This window comes from Streptomyces sp. WZ-12 (assembly GCF_028898845.1).
Lineage (GTDB): Bacteria > Actinomycetota > Actinomycetes > Streptomycetales > Streptomycetaceae > Streptomyces.
The window spans coordinates 8,469,288-8,485,236 of the sequence record NZ_CP118574.1; the positions used below are offsets into that span (position 1 = coordinate 8,469,288).

Annotated in this window: 12 protein-coding genes; 5 read left to right on the forward strand and 7 right to left on the reverse strand. The window is 70.9% G+C overall.

Going from position 1 to position 15,949, the window contains the following annotated elements; all coding sequences use genetic code 11:
- Positions 1–80: 80 nt before the first annotated feature.
- Positions 81–809, forward strand: coding sequence for a DUF4232 domain-containing protein (locus PV796_RS37140; protein WP_274918152.1), 729 nt, complete (start codon positions 81–83; stop codon positions 807–809).
- Positions 810–865: 56 nt separating this feature from the next.
- Here the strand turns inward: PV796_RS37140 and PV796_RS37145 are convergent, their stop codons facing one another.
- Complete coding sequence (locus PV796_RS37145; protein ID WP_274918153.1) at positions 866–2,023, reverse strand: Dyp-type peroxidase; 1,158 nt, start codon at positions 2,021–2,023, stop codon at positions 866–868.
- An 87-nt stretch (positions 2,024–2,110) separates the two neighbouring features.
- Here PV796_RS37145 and PV796_RS37150 point away from each other — a divergent pair, with 87 nt between their 5' ends.
- Complete coding sequence (locus PV796_RS37150; protein WP_274918154.1) at positions 2,111–3,451, forward strand: right-handed parallel beta-helix repeat-containing protein; 1,341 nt, start codon at positions 2,111–2,113, stop codon at positions 3,449–3,451.
- A gap of 26 nt (positions 3,452–3,477) precedes the next feature.
- Here PV796_RS37150 and PV796_RS37155 read toward each other — a convergent pair whose 3' ends face one another.
- On the reverse strand, positions 3,478–4,158 hold the full coding sequence (locus PV796_RS37155; protein ID WP_274919370.1) for a hypothetical protein: 681 nt from the start codon (positions 4,156–4,158) through the stop codon (positions 3,478–3,480).
- Between the two features lie 304 nt (positions 4,159–4,462).
- Complete coding sequence (locus PV796_RS37160) at positions 4,463–6,841, reverse strand: SdrD B-like domain-containing protein (protein ID WP_274919371.1); 2,379 nt, start codon at positions 6,839–6,841, stop codon at positions 4,463–4,465.
- 1,421 nt (positions 6,842–8,262) lie between these two features.
- Here PV796_RS37160 and PV796_RS37165 point away from each other — a divergent pair.
- Complete coding sequence (locus tag PV796_RS37165) at positions 8,263–8,649, forward strand: peptidase inhibitor family I36 protein (protein WP_274918155.1); 387 nt, start codon at positions 8,263–8,265, stop codon at positions 8,647–8,649.
- Between the two features lie 336 nt (positions 8,650–8,985).
- Here PV796_RS37165 and PV796_RS37170 read toward each other — a convergent pair whose 3' ends face one another.
- From PV796_RS37170 to PV796_RS37180, 3 genes are all read right to left on the reverse strand, one after another.
- Positions 8,986–10,353, reverse strand: coding sequence for a hypothetical protein (locus tag PV796_RS37170; protein ID WP_274918156.1), 1,368 nt, complete (start codon positions 10,351–10,353; stop codon positions 8,986–8,988).
- Positions 10,350–11,672, reverse strand: coding sequence for an AMP-binding protein (locus PV796_RS37175; RefSeq protein WP_274918157.1), 1,323 nt, complete (start codon positions 11,670–11,672; stop codon positions 10,350–10,352). Before PV796_RS37175 ends, PV796_RS37170 begins: the two co-directional genes overlap by 4 nt.
- Positions 11,673–11,754: 82 nt before the next feature.
- Positions 11,755–13,005, reverse strand: coding sequence for an MFS transporter (locus tag PV796_RS37180; RefSeq protein ID WP_274918158.1), 1,251 nt, complete (start codon positions 13,003–13,005; stop codon positions 11,755–11,757).
- A 123-nt stretch (positions 13,006–13,128) separates the two neighbouring features.
- Between PV796_RS37180 and PV796_RS37185 the strand changes: the two genes are divergently transcribed.
- Positions 13,129–13,716 carry a GNAT family N-acetyltransferase gene (locus PV796_RS37185; protein ID WP_274918159.1) on the forward strand — a complete coding sequence of 196 codons (588 nt, stop codon included), beginning with the start codon at positions 13,129–13,131 and terminating at the stop codon, positions 13,714–13,716.
- A 44-nt stretch (positions 13,717–13,760) separates the two neighbouring features.
- Here PV796_RS37185 and PV796_RS37190 read toward each other — a convergent pair whose 3' ends face one another.
- Positions 13,761–15,440, reverse strand: a complete 1,680-nt coding sequence (locus PV796_RS37190; RefSeq protein ID WP_274918160.1) for a class I adenylate-forming enzyme family protein — start codon at positions 15,438–15,440, stop codon at positions 13,761–13,763.
- A 200-nt stretch (positions 15,441–15,640) separates the two neighbouring features.
- On the opposite strand from PV796_RS37190, the gene PV796_RS37195 reads away from it, so the two are divergent.
- Entirely contained in the window at positions 15,641–15,949 is a 309-nt protein-coding gene (locus PV796_RS37195; protein ID WP_274918161.1) for a chorismate mutase family protein, read from the forward strand.

The following is a 15,949-nucleotide window of genomic DNA, read 5'->3' on the forward strand; positions in this document are numbered from 1 at the left end:
AGTGTGGCGATAGTGGGCTTGATCAAAGTGGGTGTCGTACCGAGGAGTTACCGACACCGACTTGACCGGGGGGACCCGAAATGAGCTCCATCACCCATGCCCGCATTGTTCGTCGCCGTGCCGTGCGTGTTGCCGCCGCGGCTCTGACTGCGACCGCCGCATTGTCCCTGACCGCGTGTTCCGGTGCGGACGCCAAAGCGGCGAAGCCCGCGGGTCAGGCGGGCGCGAGCACGGGTTCGGTCGGTGCCGAGGGCGGCGCTTCGGGTGCGGCTGGGATGCAGGGCGCCGACAAGCAGGAGGGCAAGACCACGTCGGGGTCCGGTGAGGCGAAGTCGGGTGCCGGCGAGGCCAATTCGTCCCGTGTCCATGCTGGGAGTGGTGGGGCGAAGGGTGGGGGCAAGAGCACGTTCTGCCGTACGTCGGACCTGGTGATGGAGGCGGACAACTCCTCGCGTGACGAGAAGGAGGGGGAGATCACCGTGCAGATGACCAGCAAGGCGGGGAGCGTCTGCTCGGTGACGGGCTTTGCGGGCGTTGACTTGAAGGATGCCGATGGTACTTCCGCTCCTGTTCACCGTGGGGGTGAGGTGCCCCGGATCACCAACTTGAAGCCTGGTGACACCGCGACGTTCAGCATCTCGTACAAGGTCGACCTGAGCGGCGACAGCCTGACGTCTCCGACCAACATCATGGTGACGCCGCCGAACGAGACGCACAGCGTGTCGCTGAAGTGGCCGGCGGACGCGCTGAAGTTGGGCGGCTCGTACGACGAGACCATCAAGGTCCACCCGGTCGGCATCGCCAGCTGAGCACCCCGAAGCCTCCCTGCGACGTCGGGCGGCCCGAGCGGGGCCGACGCACGTGATCAGCCGAACAACCCGGAGCCGAGCGGGTGTTGCCGGTCGAAGCCGGGGAGGATCAGGAATGTCGCGCTGGCGGTGGTGGTGGTGAAGGGCAGCAGCGCGTCGGAGCCGTCCATGTGGGTGAGGGTGGCGGTGAACGTCCGCAGGTCGTTCTGGAAGCCGATGAAGAGCAGTCCGGGAGCGGGCTCGTCGGTGCTGTAGGAGCGACGGAACATGAGGCCGACCCCGACCACGGTGGCGTGCGCCCTGCGCACGTGGGAGTCCGCGGGGACGAGGTAGCGTCCGTCTGGTGTCTTGGCGCCGAGTTCCGGGCCCGAGGCGACGGTGCCGCCGGAGAGGGGGACGCCGCTGGCCCGTCGCCGCCCGAAGACCGCTTCCTGCTCGGCCACGGACAGGGCGGCGAACCGCGGCAGGTCGAGCTCCATCCGTCGCAGTACGGCAAGGGTGCCGCCGGCGACCGCGGGAGGCCCGGCAAGCCACAGGTCGCGCCGCTGTTCGGCGGCCGTGTGCGGGCCCACGATGCCGTCGATGAACCCGAGTGGGTTGCGTGGCGCGGTGAGGCCGTTGCCGAGGGGCACGTTCGTACCGCGGCGTCCGGACTGCCGCCAGCGTTCGCGGATGCGGTCACCGGCCTGGCCGAGGAGCGCGGCGGAGACGACCGGCAGGAGCAGCGCGTCGCTGGCGCAGATCTGCAACAGCAGGTCACCGCCGCGCGCTTGGGGGGCGATCCGCTCGCGGGAGAATCGCGGGAGGTCGGCCGCGCCGGGCAGTGCGGCACCGACCGCGCGCACCAGCCGGGGGCCCACGCCGACGGTCACGGTGAGGTCGCCCGGCGGTAGACCCAGCAGCCGCGGATCGGTCCCCGCCGTGAGCGTGCGGATGGCCCGGCCGAGTTCGGCCAGCAACGGGCCGGGAGCCACGGAGGCACCGAGGTCCGCCACCACGGCGAGCAGATGGGGCTGGGCGGGCTGGGGGAGCGCGATGCCCGCCTGATGCCGGCCCGTCGCCGCAACCGGCACGGGTGCGGCCGCCGCGGACGGGGCGTGCCGGCTTGGCTGCGCGGCGTGCGGGGTGCACCCGGCGGTCAGACCGGCGGCCATCATGGCGCCGGTGACATCCAGGAACGTGCGGCGCGACGGGTGGCGGTCGGCTCGGTGCATGGTGTGCAGAGTGCCACACCCGAATCGCACCTTCAGGTCAACTACTGCATTCTGGCGGGGAATTGGGCGACATGCCAGACTGGGATCATGCCTCGATCAGCTCTTCGCGCGGTGGCGGCGGTACTGGGCACACTGGCACTTGCGGCCGGCTGCGGCGGCGGCGACGGCGGATCGCGCCACGGCCGGCGACCGACCGGTGCGCAGGTGACGATCCGGGTACCCGCCGACGCCCCGACCATCTCGGACGCGGTGTCGTTGGCTCGGCCCGGTGACCTGGTGCTGGTCGCTCCGGGCGTGTACCACGAGTCGGTGAAGATCAACACGGCTCGCGTCACGCTCCGCGGCGCATCCCGGGAAAAGGTCGTCATCGACGGGCGGTTGCAGCAGCCGAACGGTGTGGTCGTCGCGGCGCCCGGGGTGGCCGTGGAGAACCTGACCGTGCGGGACAACACCCAGAACGGGGTCCTGGTCACCGGTTCGGCGAAGGTGGCCGCCGGGCTGCCGGGGCGCTCCGGGGGCTACGACACCGGCGACGAGCCCGCCACCTTCCTGAAGTCGTTCCTGGTCTCGTACGTCACCGCGACCCGGAACGGTCTGTACGGCATCTACGCGTTCTCCGCGCAGAACGGCGTGATCGAGCACACGTACACGTCCGGCGGGGCCGACTCGGGGATCTATGTCGGGCAGTGCAAGCCGTGTCACACCGTGGTGCGGGACAACGTCGCCGAACTCAACGCCGTCGGTTACGAGGGCACCAACGCCAGCGAAGACATGTACGTGGTCGGCAACCGCTTCGTCGGCAACCGGGTCGGCCTCACCACCAACTCCGACCACCAGGAGAAGCTGTTGCCGCAGCAGGGTGCCGTGGTCGTCGGCAACCTGATCGCGGCCAACCAGCAGACAGCCACCCCGGAGCAGGCGGACGGCGGCTGGGGCATCGGCATCGGGATCGACGGCGGCAGCGACAACCGCTTCCTCCGCAACCGCATCGCCGACAACGCCAACGCCGGGCTGGAGATCACCGCGAGAGCCGACATCCCGCCGGACGGCAACCAGATCGTGGACAACCTCTTCGCCGCCAACGGCCTCGACATCGGCTGGACGTTCCCCGGCGCCACACGAGGGAAGGGCAACTGCCTGCAAGGCAACAAGCTGGGCACAACCGTGCCCGCTCAGCTCGCGACGACCGCGCCCTGCCCGGTCTCCGCCAACTCGCCCACGCCGTCCGGCACATGGGCGGCGCCGAAGGCGCCCGGCGGCATCCCGTTCACCGAGGTGGCAGCGCCTGGCCCACAACCGCAGTTCCCGAACGCCACCGCCGCCGGCGCCACCACCGTGCCCGCCGTTCCGGCGCTACCGGACACCGCACGCATCCCGCTGCCGACGAGGACACTGCTCGCCGACCACGCACGGGTGCGCACGCCCTGAGCACGGCGCCCCGCGCCGCGCGGCGGCTACGGCGTAGGAGCAACTCCCGGCAGCGGGCGAACCGGTGCGTACTTCTGAGTGTCGAAGTCGATGACGACCGGCTGCGATGCGGAGGCCACATCGGCCTGGACCCGGTACATGGTGCCGTCCGGGCCGATCCAGTAGCGCACGGTCCCCGACGTACCGGCGCCGACACCGGTGTGCGGCCCGAGCATGATGTCCACTCCACGGCCGCGCGACTGGCCCTGACCAACCCAGGCAGCACCGTTCTGAGGCAGCAGCTCGGCGTTGTCCGGCCGGTTGCTGCCGAGCCCGAGCGCGATGGCCAGCCCGCTGTCCAGCGCACTGCCGGACGGTTGCGACGGACGCCCGTACCAACCCGACGCGGGTGGCGATGCCGGTGCCACCGCCGGAGCGTTGGCCATGGGGCGCACGAGCACGGTGCCGGCCTTCCACTGAATCAGCCCGTCGCCGGCCGCGTCGCGCCCGGTGCCGTGCACCACCCCGTAGCCGACCTTGGCGCGGTAGTCGACGGACCCGGTGATCAACAGCCCGCCGGTCGTGCTCGGCACGCTGATCGTCACCGCACGGCCGTGCGCCTGGTAGTTGCGGAACCTCGTGATCGCCAGTCGGTTCACCTCGTCCGAAGTCAGTGCGCGCGGACCGCCGGGGCCGGAGCCGCCGCCGGCGACCAGGAACGCGGCCACCGTGACGGCCACGGCGCCGAGGACGGCTGCCACCCAGCGTGGCCGCAACCATCGGCGCCGGTCGGCCGCACCGCCTGGTTGAGCTTGCCGGATTCTCACGCTCCGCACGCGGCTCGACGCTGACACTCTTCTGCTTCACCCTCTCCAACGTCACGCTGCCGGGCCGCAGTTGTGGGCGCGGCGACACTCGACGGTCCAGTGACGGACGGAGCCAAGGCCGACCCTCGTGGACCGGCCGAGACGTGATCTGCCTGCCCGCGCCCTCCGGGTCGCGGGCAGGCAGATCACTGTTGTTCGGTTCGTTTCAGTGTTTCTGGGAGCGATGCTTCCGGCTCATGAGCACGATGGCCAGGCCCGCACCCACCAGCAGACCGACGAGGGCGATCGCCCCCGGCAGCCCGGACATGCCGGTGTGCGCCAGCGAACCCGTCCTCCCGCCGGCCGGGGCCGGGTTGGCAGGCGGCGCGGATGACGGTGGCGTGGAGACCGGTGGTGAGGTGGGGGTGGGCGTCGGTGTTGCCTTCGGGACGTACACCCCGGCGTCGATCGTGTGGTCGACCCCTCCTGGCTTGTCCGGTGCGGTGACCGGCGCGTAGCCGTTGCACAACCGCCCGGTGGTCGGCGGGATCACATTGGAGTCATGGGCCCGGTCGTTACCGGCGTGCGGGCGCGTGAACCGCAGTTGGCCTGCCGCGGGTTGACCGGGCACCTTGCTGGTGTCCGCGGTGCACACATCGAACTGCACCGTGTACTTCGCCCCAGGCGTGAGCTGGTACGCGGCGCCGACGCCACCGAAGTAGTACTCGCCGGCGGCATCGGTCTTGGTCGTGGCGACCTTCTTGCCGTCGGCGTCCAGCAGGTTGATCGTCGCCCCCGGCAGCAGCGGTTTGCCCGGGTCCTGGATCCCGTTGTGGTCGGCGTCGAACCACACGAGGTTGCCGATCTGGACCGGCGCGTTCGCCGCCGCGTACGCGATGTCACCGAGCCCGCCGGCTTTGCCGAACCCGTTCTGCTCCTGACCGACGAACTGGTAGGCGTTGGCGGTCGGATTGTTGCCCGGGCCCTGACCGGTCGTGATGTCGTAGTAGCCGGTCCCGGCGGTCTCGATGTTGACGGTCGGGTCGAACTCCGTGCTCACGACCCACTGTTGCTGCGGAATGTAGGCGACCGACCCGAGCGCGGTCTCCTGGTGCCCGCCCGCGAAGAAGCCCCCCGGGAAGTATTCGACGACGCTTTTGTCCTTGCCGCCGTCGGTGGCGGGGTCGGCGTGGTTGGGGCAGTTCCCGGTGCCTTCCCACGCGTATCCACCGGTGGGTCTGGCGCAGGCCATGGTGATGCCACCACCGGACATGCCGAGTTCCGGCGTGTTGTTCCCCGGACGGGGGTCCAGCCCCTTCGCACTGAGAACGTCCATGAACCGGTCGCGGAACCCCAGAATCATCGAACCGTCGCGGGCGAAGGCGAGGGAGGCGAGCTCCGGCTGCGGATCGATGAAGGCGCCGCCCGCCTTGCGCTCGTCCCAAGTGGCCAGGGTGGTGTTCCACGGGTTCCAGTGGGTGGCCTGGTCGACGTTGCCGGCACCGACGAAGACCGTGCCGCGCTTGCCGGTGAGCGGGTGGGCCAGCACCGTGGTGAACCGCTTGCCGTCGTAGGTGTAGACGACGGCCTTGAGGTCCGCGCGCTGCCGCGTGCTCTCCGCAGTGCACACGCCGCCGACGTACAGCGTGTTGTCGTGGACGGCGAGACCGAACGGCCGCCAGTCGCTGGCTTTCGCGCACCCCGGGTCCGGGATCCGCACGGTCGCCTCGGGCGTAGCGGCGGTGGCCCCGGTCGCGTTGTAGCGCACCAGGCTGCGGGTCAGCAGGTTCACCGCGTACAGCGTGGAGCCGTCCTCCGACAGGGCCAGGCCACCGATGCTCTCCTTGCCGGGTGCGTCGGTGAACCCGGAATCCTTGATCATGTTGGCGGTGTCGTGCGGCGTCACCGAAGCGTTCGGCACCTGCGCGAACAGCCTCGGCGCACCTGATCCGTTGACCGGCACCGTATAGATCGCGCCGGCGCCCTTGGGCCCGTACGGGGCGTACCGGCGGGCGAACGCGCCCTGGAACAGCCGGCTCCGGTACTTGTCGTACGCCAACCCGAACGTCGTGCCCACCTGGGCCTGCGTGTCCAGCGTTGCCGGGCACGACACGCCGGTGGGGCACGTGCCTCGGGCCTTCGTGTCGAACGCCACCAACGCCCGGGTGTCGGTCCCGCTGGCGCCATTCTGGACGGGTACGAAATACCGCGAGTCCGGCAGCGTGTAGTTGGCCGCATCCCACACGCCCGTCACCACTGAGGCGTTCTTCCCGCCCGACACATCCACGAACGACGTGAAGCTGTCGAAGTGGTTCCCGGCCGTCGACGCGGGAGCCGCCCGTAGATAACCGCTGTACGGTGCCGGGACGTTGACGTCGACGCGGTATCGGCCGCCGCTCAGCACGGTTGACCGCGACACCACGACCTTTCCCGTGGCATCCGTGACGCCGGCGACCTCGTGCCCGGCGGGGTCGGTGATCCTCACCCTCATGCCCCGCTGCGGCACGTCCATCGTCGCGTTGATCACGCCGGTGCCGAAGTAGTCGCGCAACACCTCAACCGTCAGCGTGCCGTCGGCGGTTGAAGCGGCGGCCGGTCCGGCCATCGCACCCACGGTGCCGCCCGCCAGTAGAAGCACAGATAACCCGATGCGCGCCAGTGGTTCCACGGGCCGCAAGGCCAACCGGCGCGAGTCTCTGCCGACTTGGTTCACCGCATCACACTCCACATTTCTCTCGTCGTCAAAGGGAAGGACCCGCTTCTCGCTGCACGTTCACGCCGGCCGCGAGCGCCACGGAAAGGGAAATGGGTCAACTGCCGTTACGTGGGCCGCTTTGTGGTGATCGCCGGAGGGCATTGCGGGCGAGCTGCAAGCGCTGCGAGTGCCGGGAAAAGCGAACGCGCGTTCGCAAGCCTGACGGGCAGGACTGCCCTGGGCTGCGGTTGCGCATTTTTGCAGCTCAATCACGGTGCCTTCGCCCCCCACCGCCAATCTTGCCGACCGCCGGCGCGAGCAGCGCGCGATATCCTAGCCGCTGAAGTCTCGCCGCAACCAGCGAACCCTGACATTCATCGGGATCCGCGAAAGCCCCTGGGCGCTCGGGGAATGGTGACCGGAACGACGAAGTGCGGCCGTGCGTTGATGGCCTGATGAGGCGCCTGGGGCGCGTGCGTCAGACCGAGGCGTCGTGCAGTCGAAAGAGCCCGGTTCGTTCGCCTGCTGCACGATTGACGTGGCGCGATATCCGATATCCGGAAGGGGGGTTCGGGGCAGCGGTGCAGTAACTGCCGCTGGTGATCAGGTGGTTGTTGCGTCAGGCGCCTGCCTGCGTCTGGGGTGCGGCGGCAACCTCCGCGACGGCCTGGCGCTCAAGCCTCCTCCCTACTGTCGGGGGCCGGCTGCATGAGGCGACGTCTCATCACCAGGCTGGAGGTGCGCGCGATTCGCCCACGATCCCGTCGGCCTGATTGACCATCAAATCTCCAGCCTGACCCAACCCGGTTGCATCTTCACGCGAGAAGCTGGCGCCTTGCGCCTTGTGTCGATGTGCGCACTGCGGATTTCATCGCGGGGACGCCGCTGGTGAAGAAGTCGACGGAGGGGGAAAGGTGGCGGCCTCGGGGCGCATCGTTGTTGTCGGGCTGCGTGTCCATGTCGAGTCGGTTCGCGGCTTGGTGCGGTCGCCGAGGTGCGCATAGTGAGCTTTGAGCGGGCAGTTCAGCGGGGTGACGGCGAGGCGGCACGCGTCTTTCGGGTCTTTAGTGAGACATCCCTGCGACGGTTCACAGAGTGGAATTTCTGATGTTTGTGGGGCTGCCGCGACAGGTTGTGGCGAGAATCCGTTCGGGCGTTCATCCATCGTTTATTCTCCGCCGCCACGATTGCCGGTGTCGTGCTTGCGGGTAGGGTTCGAAGCCTCGACGGATTCGCTATTCGTCGGCAGCGGAGCACGGCGGAAATGCCCGTTCGGGACGCCCCGGATACGACTTTGGGGATTCTGGGGCTCAGCACTGATAGGAGATGTCATGCCCGTTTTGCGCAAGCTCGCGGTCTCGGCTGCGGTCCTGGCTGGAACAGTCATCAGCGCCTATCCGGCGGCCGCTCAGCCGCTCGCGTCCTCGCCCTCTCACTCCTCCACCAGCAATGCCCGTCTGGCGAGTGGCAGTTGGACGGCCTACTACGAGGAGGACTGGTCCGGTGCGGACACGACGTTCAGCGGAAACGTCGGGGAATGCCACTACGTAGGCGACAACTGGAACGACCACATCCGCTCCGCCCGCGCCAACGGCAGCAACGTCAAGGTGGAGTTGTGGGACAACGCCGACTGCACCGGAGGGTCGATCACCATCGACGGATCCGGCTATCACAAGATCGGCGATTGGGTCAGCGCCTACCGCGTCACCGCTGCCTGACTCGCGTGCCGGGGTCGGGGGCTAGCCGCCGTGCCGCCTCGCTCCCCTGCCTCGACAGGCGTTGAGCCTGCCTGTGAGAAGCTGCGGCCCGCAAGCACCTGAGGGGCTTGCGGGCCGCCGCGCACCCAGCACGCTCCCTTTGCGGCCGGCACTGGCTGAGTGATCCAGATTTACCCAATCCCGTTGAAGCGCGCCGCAGTTCGAGATCGGTCGGTAGCCGCTGGGCGATGGCCAAGAAGTGATCTCAACTGTGAGGTAGGTGCCTGCGGAGGAACGGTGTTGCCGGACGGCCCCGTTTCCTGCGCCGCGGCGAGGCGGGCGGCCCGGACCGGATGCTCAGGCCCCGGCCGGGCACGCGAACACCCCGGTCGTCCGGCGCGGGCTGTCCCAGGTGATCACGGTGCTGCCGGTGGCCGGCAGCGCACGGACGTAGGTGCCCGCGTAGCCCTCGTCGGTGAGGAACACGCCCCAGGTGGCGAACCAATCCTCGACCGCTCCGGTGTCCGGGTCACAGACCGGCTCCGGCCGCGGCGGGGCCTTGCGCTGGATCACGAAGTTGCCGCCGACGGCCGCCCGTACCGCCCGGGTCCATTCCCGGTCGGTCGCCTCCCAGCCCGCGACGATGCCCTCGCCCCGGAGCGCGTCGTTCGGCTTGAGGATGAGGTCGGCGCGGTGTGCGCGGCAGTAGTCGGTCAGGTCGAGCTGGTCGCCGGCCACCTCGACGTGCCGCTCGGTGGTGCTGCGCGTCCACGGCAGCAGTTCGTCGATCAGTGCCAGCTCCGCCTCGGTGAAGGCGGCTCGCAGCCGGGGGGCGGAGAGCAGCGGGAGGACGGCCTTGCTGTCGTACAGGCAGCTGGACAGCGGGGTGACCAGCGCAGTGCGGCCGTCCTGGTGGGCCCGGAGCACCGGTTCGAGCAACTCCTCGCCGGACGGGTGCGCGGTGATCTGATCGAGCGTCACATAGCGCAACAGCACGTCGACGGGTGTGTCGCCGAGGTGGATCTTGCCGCGCCGCACGCTCAGTTGACCCAGTTCGGCCAGGCGCAGGTCGATGCCTCTGGCGCGCATGCTCTCCTGGAAGGGGCGGATGTGGGTCCCGTATCGCGCGATCCGGCCGTCCATCTCCAGCAGCGCGATGACCGGGGCGTCCGCGTCGGAGACGGTGGCGGCGGCTCGTGTCAGCATCCGGGCGACCGCGTCGCAGGTGTCCACGTGGCCGAGGCCGTGCTCCCGCGCGAACGCCCGGAAGCGGTCGTCCGCCAGCAGCGCCCGCGGGACCTCGCCGGCCCGGTCCACCCCGCCGAGCTCGCTTCCCACGTTGAACTCCAGCAGTTTCCAGCCGGTGCCGACCTGGTGCAGGTCGGCACGGCCGTACAGCGGCGCGGGGGTGCCGTGGGCGCGGCCCAGAATCCGCGCCCGCCGCCCGGTGAGGCCGAGCGCCGCGCAGTACGCGGCCACATCGCCCGCGAACAGCCGTTCCGGTAGCGCGGTGAGCAGGGCGTGGAAGGCGGTCAGCCGGTCGGCGAGCCGGTGGATCGCGGCGCGGTCGACGAACAGCGGGCGGCCGAGCAGGCTCCCGGCGTGGGCGGCGGAGAGGTGCGGCGGGAAGCGCAGCCAGCGGTTGACGGCGCGCAGGCCCGCCGGGCCCTCCCGTACGCAGGCGTCGAGGTAGGCGGTGGTGACGGGGTGATGGTCGTGGCTCATGAGGCGGCGATGTCTTCGTAGAGGGTGGGGACCTTGCCGCGGCTGGTGCGTGCGAACCGCGCCGGATCGGCCCGCTCCACGGTGAACCCGGTGCAGCGCGGTCCGGTGATGACCGCGTGGATCTCCAGGCCGCCGGCGAACGCCGCCGCCACCGCCTCGGTGGTGACGCCCGGCGGCACGGCGGGCGACACCAGGAGCCGCACCCGATAGCGGTTACCCTCCCACCGCACCTGCAACTGGCAGTCGGCGGGGTCGGTGATGCCGAGTGCGGCGAGCCGGCCCATCATGTGGTCGGTGTCGAAGGTCTCGGAGTCCACGGTGAGCGACTGCGCGGTCCGGCCGAGCAGGGTGAGGACACGCGCCCGGCTCCCGCACCCGCACGGCCGTGCGGACAGCCGCCCGCGGTCGCCGATCCGGTAGCGGAACAGTGCCATGCCGGTGTCGCTGAGCGGTGTGACCAGGACCTCGCCGGCCTCCCCCGCGGGCAGCGGCTCCCCGCTCTCCTCGTCCACCACCTCCACCACGACGGCGTCCTCGTGCACATGGTGCTCGGTGCCGCTCTGGTGGGCGCACTGGTAGCCGATGCAGCCGGTCTCGGTGGTGGAGTAGGCGAGCGACCGCACCGCCAGCTCGGGCAGGGCCGTGGCGACCGCCTTCGCGCGTTCGGTGCCGAGACCCTCCCCGATGTAGAGGAACGTGCGCAGCGCGGCGAGTCGGTCCGCCGGCACCCCGGTGAGGATGTCGACGCCGAAACCGGGGGCGGCGATCAGGGTGTCCACCGCGTGCTCGGCGAGTACCTCGGCGGTCTGCCCGACGCCCATGGTGCTGCCGATCGGGAACGCCCGTGCGGAGCAGAGCCGGATGACCTCCTGGGCGAAGAGGAAGGCGCCGTTCAGCTCGGCCGAGAGCAGACAGTTGGCCACCCGGCCGAGCGGGCGGCGCGCGCCGGCCTGTACGCCGCGGGCCCCGAGCGCGGACACCTGCTCGTTGAACTCCCAGGAGTGGTACATCACTTTGAGGGTCCGGGAGGTGCCGCCGGAGCGGATCACCATGCCGGGCCCGTCGCCGCCGAGCAGGAACTCCGCCGAGTGCGGCGGCCGGCCGGCCGCCAACTCGGCGGGGGAGAGCGGCGGTAGCCCGGACAGCCCGGCGAAGTCCCGCACGGAGGTCAGCCGGGGCCAGCGTCGCAGCACCGCGGGGGTGCTGCGGGCCGCGTCCAGCATCCGGTCGAGGTTGTGCCGTCGCAGCCGTTCGATCTCCTCGCGGTCCAGCACGTCCAGGTCTTCCGCGAGCCGGATGCCGCTGGTGGGGTTCATCATGGACCTCCGTGGGGTGGGCCGGCTCCGAGCCGGTTCGGTCGGGGACGGGCGCGGCGGTTTCGGCGCCGCGCGCCGCCGTGGGTCACGGTGTGTCGGGCGTCGGCGTGCCGTGCTCCGGGTCGGGCGCGTCCATGTCGCGCCAGATCCGGAAGAGGAACGGGCAGACGCTGATGGCCAGGCAGACCCCGCCCAGGACGTACGCGGCGGCGGCCGGCCCCATGCCGTCGAGCAGCGCGCCGGCGAGCAGCAGGCCCAGCGGCATCGCCGCGTTGGCCGAGGCGCTGAAGGCGGCGAAGACCCGGCCGCGCAGGGCGAGTGGGACCCGGGCGTACTTCACCGCCGCGATCACCGGGTTCACCGGCCCGTTGGCGATCATGAACAGGGAGACCAGCGGCACCAGCAGCAGCGGGTGCGGATTGAGGGCGACGACCCCGTAGACCGGGGCGCCGGAGACCAGGAAGCAGACCGAGAAGGTGCGCCACCGTTGCCCGCCGCGGCTCAACCAGCCGTACAGCACGGTGCCCAGGATGCTGCCGCCGCTGGCCGCGCCGATCAACACGCCCACCAGGGTGCTGTTGTGCCACACCGACACCCCGTACGCCGGCAGCAGCACCGACAGCAGGCCGCTGGTCAGCGCGTTGACCGCGGCACAGGCGGCGCCGAGGGCCAGCAGCAGCCGGTCCCGGCGGAACTGGACCGCGGTCTTGGCCAGTTCGCGCAGATAGCCGCGCGCCCCCGCGGCGGCAGCGCCCTCGCCGACCGGGGCACCAGTCACCAACAGGCCGACCAGCAGCGCCGACACGATCAGCGCGGTGCCGTCGGCGATCAGCACCGAGGTGGGCCCGACCAGCGCGATCAACACCCCGCCGAGCGGCGCGCCGAGCAGGTCCCCGGTGCGCAGCGCCGTCTCCTCGGCGCTGGTCGCGCGCTCGACCCGGATGCCGGTGGCGCCGATCACGGCGGGCAGCAGCACCTGCTTGGCACTGCGCGCGGGGGCCCGGCTCGCGCCGACCATGAAGACCAGCCCGACGAGCACCGGCAGCGACAGCACCCCCAGCGCGTCCGCCAGCGGGATCGCCAGCACCGCCAGACAAGTGCACAGGTCGGCCAGTACGCTGCCGCGCCGGGCCCCGTACCGGTCCACCAAAGGGCCCGCGCACAGCAGCGACAGCACCAGGCCGAGCGTCTCCGCGGCGGCGACCAGCCCGGTCTGGGTGCCGCTGCCCGTCCGGACCAGGACGAACCACGGCACCGCGATCAGCGTCATGGTGGCCCCGAGCGAGGACGCACCGCTCGCGACCACCAGCGCGGTCAGCGGCATGCTGCGGAACACCGGAACTCCCCCTGGAACGCCCCTCGTCGCAGCTCCCGCCGGACGGTGCTGTCGGGACTGCTAGCATCCTCGAACTGTTCATCGCGCGATAACCGGAACCCGTCACCGTGGAGCCGCCGCATCATGGATCGGATCACCACCGAACGGCTCGTGCTGCGCCCGTTCACGCCCCAGGACCTCGATGAGCTGTACGACCTGCACCGCCGTCCTGACGTGACGCGCTACCTGCTGTGGAACGCACGGAGCCGGGAGGAGACGGGCACCGCCCTCGCCACCCGCTGCCGGGAGTCCGAACTGGCCGCCGAGGGCGACAACTTGGCGATCGCCGTGACACTGCGCGCGAGCGGGCGCCTGATCGGCGAGTTCAACCTGCACTGGCTGAGCGCCGAACTGGGCCGCGCCGAGATCGGGTTCCTGCTGCACCCCGACCACTCCGGCCACGGCTACGCCACCGAGGCCGGCCGCCAGGTGCTGCGGCTGGCGTTCGAACGGTACGGCTTCCACCGGGTGATCGGGATGTGCAACGGCAACAACACCTCGTCGATGCGGCTCATGGAGCGGCTCGGCATGCGCCGCGAGGCGTTCTTCGTCCAGGGCGAGATGCTCAAGGGCGAACGGGCCGACCTGGCCGTGTACGCCCTGCTCGGCGCGGAGTGGGAGACCACCCCGCCGGGCGTGCCCGCCCCCGGCCTGCCCAGCGCACGCGGCTGACTCGTCCCGCGCCGGGCCATTGACGGCCCGGCGTCCGCCGGCGGTCAGCCGACGTCCAGGGTCCAGGCGACCGCGTCGGTGTCGCAGGCGCGCAGATAGCCCGCCAGTTCCGCGTACTTGGCGCGGAGCTGCCGCTTGAGCACCTTGCCGGTCACTCCCTGAGGGAAATCGGCGTCCGTGCGCGCCAGTTCCAGCACGGACAGCTCCTGGTGGCCGGCCTCGCGCAGTACCTTGTTGGCCGAGGCGAGCACCGTCTCGGGGCGGGGTCGGGCCTCGCCGGTGGTGACCACCGCCACCAGCACGTTCATGCCGTCGAGGCAGCCACCGACCACGGCGCAGTCCGCGAGCACCGGGAGCTCGTTGAGCAGGAACTCCTCCATGTGGACCGAGTGCGCGATGCCCTCGGCGGTCTCGACCGCGTCCACGGCACGGTCCAGTTGGTAGAAGTACCCGGCCTCGTCCTGGTAGGCGAGGTCGCCGGAGAGCCAGTACCCGGAGAGCCGGCTGCGGTAGGTGGTGTCGGAGTCGTTCCAGTAACCGGCGGTGACGGTCGGGCCGCTGACGCCCAGCAGCCCCACCTCCCCGGCGGTGGCCCGGGTGCCGTCCCGGCGCAGCACCACGACCTCGGACAGCGCGTCCGGGCGGCCGATGCAGCGGTCGTTGCGCTGCGAGCTGAGCGAGCGGGGGTGCACCATGACGCCCCAGCCCAACTCGGTGGCGCCGAAGCGGTCGTAGAAGACGGCGGAGGGGAGTCCCGGGTCGCGGCGGCCCAGGATCGTTTTCAGGTGGGCCTCGTGGATGGCGTCGCCCATCGTCACCCAGCTGTCCACCGAGTCGAGCGCGCCGGGCTGGGCCTCGATCTCGGCCAGCTCCGCGAAGGCGTGCGAGAAGGCCATCACGGTGGTGGGGCGGTGCGCGCCGATCGCCGCCACGAGTTCGGCGCCGCTGGGGTCGTAGAGGGCCACCATCGGCGTGCCGGCCAGCAGCGCGTAGTTGACGTACACCACGGAGCCCAGGTGCGACTGCGGCTGCGCCGCCATCATCAGCTCGTGCGGCTCGTCGGTGGCGTGGGTGAGCCGGAAGCGCGGCCCGGCCACACTGGAGGCGTGGGTCTGCACCACCGGCTTCGGCACGCCCGTCGTACCGGAGGAGTGCAGGATCGAGACCGGGTCCTCCGGCGCGTGCCGGAACCGCGCCCGGTCCGGGAGTTCGGCGGCCTCCGGCGCCGGCACGTCCTCGGCCAGCTCCGTCCAGCGCGGGCCCGGCAGCCGTGCCAGGTCCTCGCCCAGGGCCGCGAGGCGGGCGCGCGTGGTGTAGAGGCCGACCGGATCGGTACGGCGGATCAGCGCGAGGGCCGCCTCGCGCGGGGCCTTGCTGTTGATCAGTACCGCGATCGCCCCGATGCGCACCAGTGCGTGCAGGTGCACCGAGTAGGCGAAGGAGTCCGTGAGGTGGACCGCGACCCGGTCGCGGGGTCGTACGCCCCTGTCGAGATACCACACCGACCAGCTCTGTACGAGCCGGTCGAGCTCGCGGAGGCTGAACTCGCTGCGGAGGGTGCCCTCGCAGGTCGCCAGCGGGCGGGCACAGGTGAGGAACGGGAGGTCGGGGGCCGGGCTGTGGGCCAGCGCAGACTCCAGCACATTGCCACCGCCCAGGCCGGGATCGGCGGCCAGCCTGGCCCGGAGACCGGCGGGCAGGAGGGTGCGCGCGGACAAGGTCATCGATGAGCCCTTCCATGTCGGTGCCGACAACGACCGTATGCCTGGCGGCGGTTGGCGCACCACGACTCTCTTGCGCAGGGCGTGCGGCGATTGTTGCGCCACGCCACGTTTCTTGCCCTGCTACCCGCCGCGGGCCCGTCGTCGGCGGACCGACGGGTACACCTGGGAGGGCCCTGCCGACCAAGCACGAGGAGACCCCGGTGGCGACGACGGAGCCGACCCAGCCCGAACGACAACTCGCGGACCTGCGCGCCGAGTTGGACGCACTCGATGCGCGGCTGCTCGACGTGGTGCGCGAGCGCATCGAGGTGTGCGTGCGGATCGCGCACCACAAGTCCGCGCACGGCGTGCCGATGATGCAGCCGCACCGCATCGGCGTCGTCCAGGAGCGCGCCGCGCGCTACGGCGAGCGCCACGGCGTCGATCAGGAGTTCCTGCGCCGGCTCTACGACCTGATCATCGAGGAGACCTGTCGGGTCGAGGACCTCGTCATGGGCAACAGGCCCTAG